The sequence below is a fragment of the Actinoplanes sp. CA-252034 genome (genome assembly GCF_050956125.1).
GTDB lineage: Bacteria > Actinomycetota > Actinomycetes > Mycobacteriales > Micromonosporaceae > Actinoplanes.
The window spans coordinates 1,576,380-1,588,234 of record NZ_CP191846.1; the positions used below are offsets into that span (position 1 = coordinate 1,576,380).

An 11,855-nucleotide genomic window follows, 5' to 3' on the forward strand; every position below is an offset into this window, starting at 1 on the left:
CTTCACGGCATCACTGGCAAACTGGATCTTGTGGACTTCGAGGTGCTGCCCGGAACGCCCGGCCTGACACTCGATCGGGTCGCGCACATCCTGGTGCCCGGCCACGGCCGCAACCACGACGGTTCCGCCCTCACGCCCGGTGGCGCCGATCGCTGCCGGACCGCCCTCGCCCTGCACACGACGCTGCAACGCGGGGTCATCGTCTGCTCGGGCTACAAGTCGCCGGCCGACCGCAAGGGCCCCGCCGTCGCCCTGGCCGGGGAGACCTTCCAGGGGCTTCCGGAGGCCGACCTGATGCACGCCTGGCTGCTGTCCGCCGGCGCCGACCCGTCAGCCCTCCGCGTCGAACGGCACTCCATCGACACCGTCACCAACCTGCTCCGCAGCGAACACGAGGGCCACTTCGGCGACGACCGCCCCGTCGCGGTCGTCACCCATCGTGGCCACCTGCGCCGCATCCTCGCGATCATCGCCCCGCACACGCTCCGCCGCCCCTACCTGGGCGTCGTCGTCCCCGGCGGCGCGCCCCGCGAGAACCCCTTGGCCACCCCGATCAGCCGCCTGATCGCCGCCGCCCTGCCCGCCGACCCGGCCGCCGCCGTGGCGACGGCCACCCGCCGATCCGAACGCCTCTGGCAGCTGGCCGGACTCCTCGGCAAACGCTCCTACCACTGACCCGCGGCCGCGCCGGTGGACGACCGACAGCCGTCGCATCCACCCTGTGGCACACGGCTGACGTCGACTCTCAGCGAACGGTGACCGCGTTCCGGATCGTCTTGCGGTCCTGGCCCCGAAACACGGTCCCCCTGTACAGCAGGCGGATCACCTCCTTGTCGATCGCCGAGCATCTGACGGTCGCCCGTCCGTAGTCGGCCTGGAAGATGCTGTCCCGGTACTTGCGGGAGTCCTGCAGCATGCCCATGCTCTGGGTCAGCTCCTCCCGGATCAGGTGACAGCGCATGCTCTCGCTGATCCCCGTCGACCGGATCAGCACCGTCCCGTCGGTGACGACCCCGGTCCCGGAGAAGGAGATCGAGGGGGCGGTGAGCAGCTCGCGGTCAGGGGCGGCGCGCGGGAGTGGGGGCCGGGTGCGGGCTGTCCAGGAGCATAACCGGCGGGCCCGGCTCGAGGGGCTCGGGTGGGGTGTGGAGCCGCGGGGAGAGGCCGGGGCGCCATGTCCGGCGGCGGCTCCGACGGACCGCGGCGGCGACCAGCAGCAGGGCCACGACCAGGGCGACCGCGGCCACGGCGACGCTCACGGCGATGGCTCGGCGGCGTGACTCGGCGGTGTCGTCGGGGGCGGCGGCCGGCTCGAGGGCGGGCAGGTCGCGGGCGTCCGTGTCGACCACCCGGGCGGTCAGGGCGGCGTAGGGATTGACGACGCCGGCGCCGAAGGCCGGGCCGGTGGGCGCGGGGCTGGCGGTCGCGATCAGGCGGCGGGTCACCTCGGCCGGCGGCAGATCCGGGGTCCGGGACCGGAGCAGGGCGGCCGCCGCTCCCACGAACCCGGCGGCGATCGCGGTGCCGCCGGCCTCGACCACGCCCCGGCCGGTCTGGAGGGTGGGCACCGCGACTCCGGGGGCGACCAGGTCGACGTACGCCCCGAACTGGGATCCCGGCCCGATCCGGCCGTTCTCGTCGATGGCGCCGACACCGATGACGCCGGGATAGGAGGCGGGGTACGGGGCGGGGTTGCCGTCGTCCCGGGAGCCGCGGTCCCCGGCTGCGGCGACGATGACGACGTCCTGGGCCAGGGCGGTCTCGACGGCCGACTCCAGGGTCGGGTCGTCCTGGTAGACCGGGGCGGCCACGACCACCACGTCGGCGTCGTTCTGCACGGCGGTCAGGATGCCGCGGGCCAGGGTGCCGGCCGTGGGCTCGGAGCCGGCCGGGTCGTCGGGCATCACCCGTACCGGGAGGATCGTGGCGCCCGGCGAGAGCCCGGCGGCGTCGCCGTCCCCGCCGTCCGGGCGGCCACCGACCACACCGGCCACCTGTGTCCCGGTCCCGGTGCAGTCCTGGTCGGCGCCGCCCGCGTTGTCGACGGTGTCGGCGCCGGTGAGGACACGGTCGTCGAGTTGCGGCTGCCCGCGGTCGACTCCGGTGGACAGCACCGCGACCCGGGTCGAACCGCCGTCCTCCAGCGCCCGGACCGCGTCGGCCTGAAGCATGACGCGAGCCCACGACCCGTCGACCCGATCCTGCCCCGGCTGAGCACAATCCTGCCCCGGCGCCGCGAAGCCCGGGGCGGCGAAGCCCGGGTTAGCGAAGGCCGGGGCGGCGAAGGCCGGGGCGGCGAGCAGGGCGACGACGGCCGAAAACGTGGCGATGATCGGAAACAGAGGACTCGCCGCGGTTCTCATGTCACGAATCCTCCGTCATCGGAGCGGATATTCACGCGCCCGCCGGAACGGTTCTTGTGCGCCTTCTGAAAATCGCGCGCATTTGCCATTGATGATCGACAGGGATCGGCCGCCGGTGGAATTCCGGCGGCCGATCGGGGCGGAGAGGAATGGTCACATGTTGGCGGCGATCTGCGCGTCCACCTGCTGCATCCGCTCGGCCGAGGCGCCGAGCTTCACGCCGACACTGGCCAGGGCCTGCTTGATCTCGGTGGCACCCTGGTTCCACTTCTGCCGGGCCTCGTCGCAGGCGGTGCCGGCGGCGCCGGTCCAGTCCTGGGCGAAGAGCTGGGTGAAAGCGGTGTACAGGTCGTTGAGCTGCTGGTCCATCTGGCCCTGGAAGCTGTTGATGGAGGCCGACGTGTCGGCGATCTGTCCGAAGTTGTAGGTGATGTTCATGATTCTGGCTCCGATCCGGGTCAGCCGCGAAGGGCACTGAGAACGGCGCTGTCGCCACCACCGGTAGCGGCGCCACGGATGGCCTGCGCGGCCTCGTCGTCGTTGACGCCGTACGTCTGCGAAGCTGCCGACATCTTGCCGCCGAGCTCGTCCAGCGCCTGCATGATCTTGCTCAGACCGTCGTTGAGCTGCGCCGAGACATCCTGAAGGGCGTTGTTCGCGGTTCCGGCGAAGGCGCCGCCGCTGAGTCCCTGGATCTGGCCGAGCAGCTGGGTCATGCCCCGCGAGATGTTCTGACCGGTGTCGGAGCACCGGGTCGCCATGGAGTTGAGCTGTTCCTGTGTGGCATGGACCTGACCCATGCCCGGCGTTCCTGCCACGATCTCTCCCCGATTCTCGTGTCCGGCGTTCCGGTTCGGTCCGCCAGTGGGTTATGCCTCTCCGTACGCCACCCGTCCCGGGCCGGTTCGAGCTTTTTCAAAAGAATCTCGTCGAACCTGATCCGGGGTCCGCGCGTACTCTCCAGCGTCACCACAATCAATTGATCGATTGCGGTGGCATATCGACGGGGAGGGCGTGATGGCGGCAGACAATCCCTACGCGGAGCAGACCGCGAAGAACACGAGCACGCCGTGGCCGACCGGCGGCCCGGCGGTCGACGTCGACCTGGACGGGCTCCGGGCGTACGCGACCTCTCTGGCCGGCCGGCAGGCCGACATCGTGTCCCGCGCGGCGTATCTGCGGCCGCTCGGCGAGATCCCCGGGCAGGCGTTCACCGGTGAGGTGCTGGGCGAGGCGGACGCGGTCCGGGCCCGCCTGGTCGCGAACGCCGGTGAGCTGACCGTCTACCTGCAGAAGCTGGCCGAGTCGGTCGGGAACATCGGCAGCGCGGCACGCACGGTCGCCGACAGCTACGGCTCCGGCGACGCGGTCAGCGCCGCCTCCCTCAACGACGTCCTCTTCGCGTACGGCGACCCGAACGCCCCACGTCCCGAAGGGCTGCCCCCGGGAGCCGGCGTCACGTATCGCGACCAGCAGGCGGGGCTGGCCGCGCTGCCCCCGGCCGCGGACAGTCGCGACTGGACGGTGACCGCGAACACGCCGCTCTCCGCCTACCAGACGATGGAGACGGCGACCGGGCCGAACGGGGAGCGCCGTGAGGTCATGACGTTCACGCCGCCGGGCGGAGCGACGACGGTCACGACCACGATCTTCGGCAGCAACGGCGAGACGGCGTCGTCGGTGACCACCCGCACGTCGACGCGGGTCGACGGGAGCGCCGAGATCACCGTGCGGGAGAGCTTCGGCGCGGACGGCAAGCCGACCGGTACGACCGAGACCCGTACCGAGCTCGACGGCGAACAGGTCGTCGGCCGCAGCACCGAGGTCCGCGACGGCGCGGGCGAGACCGTGCACCGGACGGTCGAGAGCACCGACCCGGCGACCCGCGAGCAGGTCGAGATCGTGTCCGAACGCAACGAGAAGGGCGAGCTCGTGGAGAAGAACCGGATCGTGACCGGCGCCGCCACCAGCGGCGGCCGCCACCAGGCGATCGGCTGAGACGATGGCCGGCCACTACGGTTTCACCGCCGACCCGAACTACGGGTACAGCCCGTACAGCGGGCAGACGCACTACGGCAGCTACCCGCCGTCGACACTGCCGTTCACGGCGCCACCCGGCCCGGGCAACCCGGACACCGTCGAGCAGATCTCGGTACGGATCCGGAACATGCACCCGGAGGAGATGGCGGCGCTCGCCGACCAGTGGCAGAACACGTGGGCGTTCCTGGCCGACGTGCGCGGCTTCCTGGTGAAGCAGAGCGACGTGCTCCGCGACGAGTCGTGGCAGTCACCGGCCGCCCGGGACGCGTTCCTGAAGATGGGGCCGGGCGAGACGCTCGCCTACCTCGACGTGTGGATGGACGCCGCCCAGCAGAACGTCACCGCGCTGCGGCATCTGGTCAACGTCACCACCGAGGCCCGGTACGCGATGGCCCGGCTGGAGACCGACTACCAGCGGGAGATGCAGGGCGCGACCGACGTCAGCTTCCTGGAGAACCTCGAGGCCTGGGTGACCGAGGGCCAGGGCTGGGACGCCGCGGCGCAGGAGTTCGTCTCCGAGGAGCAGGCGAAGGTCCGCGACCGGTACCGGATCGAGGCGCAGCGGCTGGCCCAGCACTACGGCGACCAGTTCTTCGACTACATCGCGGTGCTGTCCAACGGGTCCGGGCCGCCGGTGCAGCCGATGAACGCGGTGCTCACCCGGCCGGCGGGAGCACCCGGGTTCGGGGGCCGGGCGGGCTCGGCGGTCCGGGGCGGTTTGCTCCGTCGCTGCCCGTGCCGCCGGCCGGGAGCACACCGCCGGGGTCGAGTTGCCCGGCCAGAACCCGCCCCAGGGGCTGCTGCCTCCGGGTGTGCCGGTTCCGCCCGCCGGGGTCGTACCCCCGGATCTCTGCCGCCCGGTGTCACGCCGCCCGGAAGCCTGCCGCCCGGCGTCGCGTTGCCGCAGCCCGGTGGTGCCCTGCCGCCGGGTGCCGTCCCTCCGCCGCTGACGTTGCCGCCGGGGGCGCAGCCGCTTCCGGTGCCGGGCACGCTTCCGCCCGCGACGCTTCCGCCCGCGACGCTTCCGCCGGCGACTCTGCCGCCGGGCACCGGTGGGCCGTCGGTGATCGTGCCCGGTGGCGTGCGGCCCGGTCTCCCGTCGCAGATCGGGCGGCCCGGCGGCGGGCCCAACGTGGTGGTTCCGCCCGGCGGGCTGCCGCCCGGGCGCACGATCCGGCGGCCGTCGGGTCCGGCCGCGCCCGTGATCCCTCCCGGTGGCGGCCGGGAGATCCGGCGCACCGGCCCGGCGGTCGTCCCCGCGCCGACCGGACGGCCCGGCGGGCAGCGACCCACCCGGACAACTCCGGGTGCCACGCCGCCCCCGGCGACCGGGCGGCCGGGACGCGCCGCGCCCGGTGTGACCCCGCCGCCGGTCACCGGACGGCCGGGGCGGGCCGCGCCTGGTGTGACCCCGCCGCCCGTCACCGGACGGCCCGGCGACCGGAGTGCCAGGCCCGGCGCGCCGACTCCGCCGCCGGCGCGGAACACACCCGGCGTCACCGCGCCGCCGCCCTCCACCGGACGGCCCGCCGAGCGGGGGCGTCCCGGGGGACCCGGCCGCCCACCGGGGACGACCACGTTCGGCCCGCCGCCCACTCCGGCCGCTCCGCCCGTACTCAAGAATCCGGTCGAAGATCGTGGGACGCGGCCCGGAAGTGCCGCGGAGATCCGGACCCCCGCCACCGCGCGGCCCGGCGGCACCGCGCCGCCGGTCCTGAACCGGCCCACCTCGCCGGCCGCGCCTCCGCCCTGGCGCCCGCAGCGCGCCCCTCGCGGGACGACGGCCTGGTCGGACATGTTCGGCGCCGAGGAGGCCCGCAAGCGAGCCGGCGACGGTGTCGTCGACGCTCCGGAACGCGCCCGCCCGGACGGTGGCCCGTGGGGTCTGCGCAGCCGCGCGGCCACCCGGACCGACGACGCCGCGGAGCCGAACCGGCCGGGCACGGTCGCGCCGGAGCTGGGAAAACGGCGCGGCGGCGGCGATCCGGTCGGCGGCGATCAACCATTCGGGGTACGGACGCCCGGCGGCGGTGTGATAGCCGGACGCGGCGACGACTACCCGGAGGAGGACATCGGCCGTGCGTTACGCGGCCGGTGACCGGGGTACCGAGACCACCATCGACCCGGCCGCGCGGTCGTGCAGGCCCCGGCCCTGGCTGTTCAGGATGATCGCCGGGACGAACAGGCCGAGCAGCGCGGCCCGCAACAGTCCGCGGCCGAGGCCGATGGCACCGCCGTCCGGATAGGAGACACAGCGGACCCGGAGCAGCCGCATGCCGGGCGTCTGGCCGAACAACCCGAGGAAGAAGGTGTTGGCGAGAACCAGGACGAGCACCGCGGGCCACGCCTTCTCGGCCGGAGTCGCATAGAGACTCGCGATCAGCAGACAGAGCACCCAGTCGATCACGAGCGCGCCGAGCCGCGGGCCGAGCCCGGCGGCCTCGTTCAAAGCAACCACGGGTGCCGAGGCTACGCGATATGGTCCGATGGACCGCTCGCGCTGTCGCCGTGCCTGCTCCTCGCACTACGTAACACGGCGGAAACAATAGGGATACGCCGGGGCAACTCCGGACCCATAACGTCGCGACCAGCCCTGCCAGGTGGCGGCTGCTGCCGCCCGGCATCGGAAAACTGTGCCAGGAGGACGTGTGTTCGCCAATCCCGAGGAACTCCTGCGATACCTCAAAGACGAGGACGTCAAGTTCGTCGACGTACGTTTCTGTGACCTCCCGGGTGTGATGCAGCACTTCAACATCCCGGTCGAGTCGTTCGACGACAGTGTCGCCACCGACGGCCTCGCCTTCGACGGATCGTCGATCCGCGGATTCCAGGCCATCCACGAGTCCGACATGATGCTTCTGCCGGACGTCGCCACCGCCTTCATCGACCCGTTCCGGATCCAGAAGACGCTGGCCCTCAACTTCTTCATCCACGACCCGTTCACGCGCGAGGCGTACTCGCGTGACCCGCGGAACGTGGCCAAGAAGGCCGAGGCGTACCTGGCGGCCAGCGGCATCGCCGACACCGCCTACTTCGGTGCCGAGGCCGAGTTCTACATCTTCGACTCGATCCGCCACGAGACGTCCGCGCACCAGTCGTTCTACTACATCGACTCGATCGAGGGCGCCTGGAACTCCGGCCGCGAGGAGGAGGGCGGCAACAAGGGCTTCAAGACCGCCTTCAAGGGCGGCTACTTCCCGGTCTCCCCGGTCGACCACTACAGCGACCTGCGGGACGCCATGGTCCGCCGGCTCATCGACACCGGCTTCACCGTCGAGCGCTCGCACCACGAGGTCGGCACCGCGGGCCAGGCCGAGATCAACTACAAGTTCTCGACGCTGCTGCACGCCGGCGACCAGATGCAGCTGTTCAAGTACATCATCAAGAACACCGCGTGGGAGCACCGCAAGACCGCGACGTTCATGCCGAAGCCGCTCTTCGGTGACAACGGCTCCGGCATGCACACCCACCAGAGCCTGTGGCTGAACGGCGAGCCGCTGTTCTACGACGAGACCGGTTACGCCGGCCTGTCCGACATGGCCCGCTGGTACATCGGCGGCCTGCTGCACCACGCGCCGTCGCTGCTCGCGTTCACCAACCCGACCGTCAACTCGTACCGGCGCCTCGTGCCCGGCTACGAGGCCCCGGTCAACCTGGTCTACTCGCAGCGCAACCGGTCCGCCTGCACCCGCATCCCGGTGACCGGCAGCAACCCGAAGGCCAAGCGCATCGAGTTCCGCGTCCCGGACCCGTCGTCGAACCCGTACCTGGCGTTCTCGGCCCAGATGATGGCCGGCCTCGACGGCATCAAGAACAAGATCGAGCCCCCGGCCCCGATCGACAAGGACCTGTACGACCTGCCCCCGGAGGAGTGGGGCGACGTCAAGCAGGTGCCGGGCTCGCTCGACGCGGTGCTCAACTCGCTCGAGGGCGACCACGAGTTCCTGACCGCCGGCGGAGTCTTCACCGACGACCTGATCAGCACGTGGATCGACTACAAGCGCACCAACGAGATCGACCCGGTCCGGCTTCGCCCGACCCCGCACGAGTTCGAGATGTACTACAACGTCTGACGTGCGGGTTCGCGCTTCGGGCGGCATCCTTCGCGCTTCGGGCGGCATCTAGGGAACGGCGGTCACGCTCGGCTTTCAGCCGGGGTGGCCGCCGTTTCGCGTCCGCCGAGCCGAGTGTCGATCGCTGGAGGGGCGGTCGGTCCTGGTACCGGCCGTCCGCCGGGCCGCTCGGCCGGCGGGGGAGGCGCACCCGATCGGTGGTCAGGGTGGGTGTGGCGCCCTTCGGTGGGGCGGCCGACCGGTACACCCAGGGAGCCGGAGCCCGTTCAGGGAACCTGCGCCCGTCCGGGGAACCTGCGCCCGTTCAGGGAAGGCCGTCTTTTCGAGAACGGCCGTCTCCTGGAGAACCGCGCCGCCGGCCGGGCGTCGGGTGCTTCAGCGAGTTGATAGCGCACCCGCAGCAGCGACCAGGCCACCCTGATGCCAGGCACGGGACTCGGTGCGGTGAGGGCGGGATCGCAGCCCGGCGGGCGCGCTGTCGGTCGGGACGGGTGGCCTGCGTCGCGGGGCGCGGGCGGGACCGGACGGGTGCGGTTGGGGAGGTGTGTGGCGTACCGGATGAGGGGGTCAGTCGGGGTTTGCGGCCGGGAGGATCGCGGCAGCCGGGTCCAGGGTCACGCCTGCGGGGATGGAGTTGATCAGAGCGGTGGGGATCTCGGCGGCCAGGGCGGGGGTGTAGCCGAGGCGGGCCAGGGCGTCCTCGTTCGGGACGGGGTGGCGTAGGCCCACGTCGGTGACCAGGGTGAAGCTTCCGGAGCCCGGCACGCGGACCAGGGCGAACCGGCCGCCGTCGACCTGGATGCGGTCGGCCAGGGGGCGGCCGGGGTCGGCGGTTCCGGTGGTGGGGATGGCGGCGTTGTAGGCCGTGGCCGGGCCGCCGACGGTCAGCTCCGGCGGTTTTGCGGCGTCGCGTGTGATGGCGCAGGCGGATTCGTCGCCGGCGACGGCGGCCAGGCGGGGGACCTGGTCGGGGCCGCGGACGGCCGCGTCGCCGTCGTTGCGGGTGCGGCTCTCCGGGATGTCGGCCAGCTGGTCGACGGCGACCTTGCGGGGTTCGCCGAAGTCGGCGGAGGCGCTGAGGACCACCTGCTGCACGGCGGTGATCGGGGCCCGGCCGTCGTCGAGGACCAGGTTGAACTGGCGGCCGCTGCCGGTGTCGGTGACCAGGATGTCGCCGATGTCGAAACCGGGGGCCGCATCGGACGGGTCGCCCAGGTTGCGGACGGTCAGCGGGGCGATGTCGGCGCCGGACGGTAGCGCGTTGAGCCAGGCGGTGCCGATGCGCAGCGGGGACTGGTTGCCGAACAGGGCGACCACGGTGGTGCGGTCCGGTATGAGATGTTTGCGGCCCTGCCAGATCAGGTGGGTGGCGGTGCCGTCGGTGACCAGCAGGGCGCGGTCGCCGAGCGCGGTGGCGGCCGGGCCGGTGGCGCCGACCAGCAGGATCGACGTCGGGCGGTCGCCGGGGACGGCGCACATCGCCCACGGTAGGCCGGCCTGGCGGGCGGCGTCGGGCAGCGAGGCGGGGGCGCCGGCGATGCCGATGGTCACCCCGCGCGGGGTGCCGGCCAGGGATTTCGCGGCGATCCGGAAGACCGGCGGGTTGGGGCGGCCGGACGCGAGTCTCGCCGACGTGAAGTTGAGTGCCGGGTTGAGGCGGTTGCGCAGATAGACGAAGCTGGCGCCGGTCTCGCGCTCGACCACCACCGAGCCGTCCTGCTGCCACTGGTCGGCGCCGGTGCGGGTGAGCAGGCCGTAGATGCCGAAACCGGCGGCCACCAGGACCGCCACCATCAGGCCGCCGAACAGCGCGCCGATGCCCCGGCGCAGCGGCGACTGGGCCGGGTCGGTCTCCCGCATCACGAACGCCGAGATCACCCGCTGGTTCATGAACTGGTACGACTGCAGCTGGTCGCGGCGGGAGATCATCGCGGGCTCATCCGCCGATCGAGGCGAACAGGCCGCGGATACCGTCGAAGACGCCGGCCACCGCGCAGGCCAGCGGGATCAACGCCATGATCGCGATGATGTCCAGGATGTCGCCGGCCCGCCCCAGATAGGGCGAGGGTGCCTTGCGGCTGTAGATCAGCGCCGACGGCAGGGCCACCGCGGTGACCAGCGCGGCCAGGGCGACCAGGACCACCCCGGAGACGGCGCCGGTGACGACCGGGCCGACGCCCAGGCCGGCCAGGCCGAGCAGGCCCGCGGTGAGCAGCGGGACCCGCTGCTGCGGGGTGGGGAGCAGACGGGCACGCAGCAGGAGGGCGGCGATCGCCGCGATCATGAGGAGTACGGCCGACGTGCCCGCCCCGGACAGCGCCAGCCAGGTCATCGCCACGATGCTGCACACCGCCGCGGACAGGATGAACCCGGTGAGCACCTCGGACGCCCGGACCACGGCCGCGAACACGTCCGCCCGGCGGGGCGTCTGCTGGTCCTTGACGATGTCCTCGGCCCTGCTGGGCAGGTCGGGGAAGGGCAGCCGGCCGATCCAGCCGGCCAGCACCGGATAGGCCGGGAGCAGGCCGATCGCCGCGGTCAGCGCCACCGCGGCGGCGCCGGCGCCGCTCACGCCCGCGAAGGACAGGGTGGCCGCGAGCAGGCCGGTGAGGGCGGCCGCGATGCCGGCCACGAAGAACCGCGTCAGCCCGGCCACCCCGGCGTGCCCGAGGACACTGATCACCAGCAGCGCGGACGAGCCGAGGACCAGGCCGGGAGCGCCCACGTTCAGGAAGCCGCCGCCGGGCTCGGTGAGGATCCAGGCGCCGCCGAGGAATGCGTACGGCAGGCCGCTCGCCGCGACCACCCCGCCCGCGCTCGCGTCCTTGAACGCCCGTGACAGCAGGATGCCGAGGACCGTCAGAGCCAGTGCGACGACCAGCGCGATCACGCCGGGCAGCACCCAGCCGGGGCCGGTGCCGGCCAGCCCGGCCAGGCCGAGCAGCAGCGCGCCCGCGGTGACGGCCAAGCCGCAGCGCCGGGTGGCGGCGGGACTCCAGGTGCGGCCGGCCCGCCGGGAGCCGCTGGCGATCACCTCGACCACGTCGTCGTACGCCAGCTCGGGCCAGTCCTCCCGGGCCGGGTCGAGGTGCAGCAACTCGCCGTCGCGCACACCCTGCGAGGCCAGATTGCGGCCGGGTTCCAGGGTGGTGCCGGTGGCCCGGCGCAGCACCCAGCCGCCGTAACGCTCGGACGGCTCGCCCAGGGCGCCCTCGGCGTGCCGCAGCAGGTGGGGCAGCAACTCGGCGACGAGCATGTTGTCGGGCAGGGCGAGGTCGAGACGGCGGGTCGGCGCCGCGATGGTCACCCGGGCCAGCGAGGGCCCGCTCGCTGCGGGTGCGCTCACAGTGGACAACGTAGCAGGATCCGGGGCCGATCA

At 72.7% G+C, this 11,855-nt stretch carries 11 protein-coding genes; 4 read left to right on the top strand and 7 right to left on the bottom strand.

Annotation, left to right across the window (positions count from 1 at the left end):
- Positions 1-30 precede the first annotated feature (30 nt).
- On the top strand, positions 31-675 hold the full coding sequence (locus ACQPZW_RS07395; RefSeq protein ID WP_433794080.1) for a YdcF family protein: 645 nt from the start codon (positions 31-33) through the stop codon (positions 673-675).
- A gap of 70 nt (positions 676-745) precedes the next feature.
- On the opposite strand, the gene ACQPZW_RS07400 is transcribed toward ACQPZW_RS07395, so the two are convergent.
- The 4 genes from ACQPZW_RS07400 to ACQPZW_RS07415 all read right to left on the bottom strand — a co-directional run bounded on the left by ACQPZW_RS07400 (position 746) and on the right by ACQPZW_RS07415 (position 3,181).
- Entirely contained in the window at positions 746-994 is a 249-nt protein-coding gene (locus tag ACQPZW_RS07400) for a DUF2927 domain-containing protein (RefSeq protein WP_433794081.1), read from the bottom strand.
- Between the two features lie 64 nt (positions 995-1,058).
- Positions 1,059-2,363 carry a S8 family serine peptidase gene (locus ACQPZW_RS07405; protein ID WP_433794082.1) on the bottom strand — a complete coding sequence of 435 codons (1,305 nt, stop codon included), beginning with the start codon at positions 2,361-2,363 and terminating at the stop codon, positions 1,059-1,061.
- Positions 2,364-2,516: 153 nt separating this feature from the next.
- Positions 2,517-2,801 (bottom strand): WXG100 family type VII secretion target, encoded by a 285-nt coding sequence (locus ACQPZW_RS07410; protein ID WP_093610899.1) that lies wholly within the window; start codon positions 2,799-2,801, stop codon positions 2,517-2,519.
- Between the two features lie 20 nt (positions 2,802-2,821).
- Entirely contained in the window at positions 2,822-3,181 is a 360-nt protein-coding gene (locus ACQPZW_RS07415; RefSeq protein ID WP_433794083.1) for a WXG100 family type VII secretion target, read from the bottom strand.
- A 199-nt stretch (positions 3,182-3,380) separates the two neighbouring features.
- On the opposite strand from ACQPZW_RS07415, the gene ACQPZW_RS07420 reads away from it, so the two are divergent.
- Together ACQPZW_RS07420 and ACQPZW_RS07425 are read left to right on the top strand one after the other, a co-directional pair.
- Positions 3,381-4,361, top strand: coding sequence for a hypothetical protein (locus ACQPZW_RS07420; protein WP_433794084.1), 981 nt, complete (start codon positions 3,381-3,383; stop codon positions 4,359-4,361).
- A gap of 4 nt (positions 4,362-4,365) precedes the next feature.
- Positions 4,366-6,501 carry a hypothetical protein gene (locus ACQPZW_RS07425; protein WP_433794085.1) on the top strand — a complete coding sequence of 712 codons (2,136 nt, stop codon included), beginning with the start codon at positions 4,366-4,368 and terminating at the stop codon, positions 6,499-6,501.
- Here ACQPZW_RS07425 and ACQPZW_RS07430 read toward each other — a convergent pair.
- Positions 6,487-6,861, bottom strand: a complete 375-nt coding sequence (locus tag ACQPZW_RS07430; protein ID WP_433794086.1) for an RDD family protein — start codon at positions 6,859-6,861, stop codon at positions 6,487-6,489. The genes ACQPZW_RS07425 and ACQPZW_RS07430 overlap by 15 nt on opposite strands.
- A gap of 190 nt (positions 6,862-7,051) precedes the next feature.
- Here ACQPZW_RS07430 and glnA point away from each other — a divergent pair, with 190 nt between their 5' ends.
- The gene (gene glnA / locus ACQPZW_RS07435; protein WP_433794087.1) at positions 7,052-8,476 is read left to right on the top strand and encodes a type I glutamate--ammonia ligase; all 1,425 of its coding nucleotides are present in this window, start codon (positions 7,052-7,054) and stop codon (positions 8,474-8,476) included.
- 567 nt (positions 8,477-9,043) lie between these two features.
- Here the strand turns inward: glnA and eccB are convergent.
- A complete protein-coding gene (eccB, locus tag ACQPZW_RS07440; RefSeq protein ID WP_433794088.1) occupies positions 9,044-10,405 on the bottom strand; it encodes a type VII secretion protein EccB in 1,362 nt (453 codons plus the stop codon).
- A gap of 7 nt (positions 10,406-10,412) precedes the next feature.
- Positions 10,413-11,822, bottom strand: a complete 1,410-nt coding sequence (gene eccD / locus ACQPZW_RS07445) for a type VII secretion integral membrane protein EccD (protein ID WP_433794089.1) — start codon at positions 11,820-11,822, stop codon at positions 10,413-10,415.
- Positions 11,823-11,855: the final 33 nt, after the last annotated feature.

What these genes read in the sequence shown, in the direction of transcription:
- ACQPZW_RS07420 (WP_433794084.1), top strand. Translation starts at nt 3,381, where the DNA reads ATGGCGGCAGACAATCCCTACGCGGAGCAGACCGCGAAGAACACGAGC.
- eccB (WP_433794088.1), bottom strand. Translation starts at nt 10,405, where the DNA reads ATGATCTCCCGCCGCGACCAGCTGCAGTCGTACCAGTTCATGAACCAG.
- ACQPZW_RS07425 (WP_433794085.1), top strand. Translation starts at nt 4,366, where the DNA reads ATGGCCGGCCACTACGGTTTCACCGCCGACCCGAACTACGGGTACAGC.
- ACQPZW_RS07405 (WP_433794082.1), bottom strand. Translation starts at nt 2,363, where the DNA reads ATGAGAACCGCGGCGAGTCCTCTGTTTCCGATCATCGCCACGTTTTCG.
- ACQPZW_RS07410 (WP_093610899.1), bottom strand. Translation starts at nt 2,801, where the DNA reads ATGAACATCACCTACAACTTCGGACAGATCGCCGACACGTCGGCCTCC.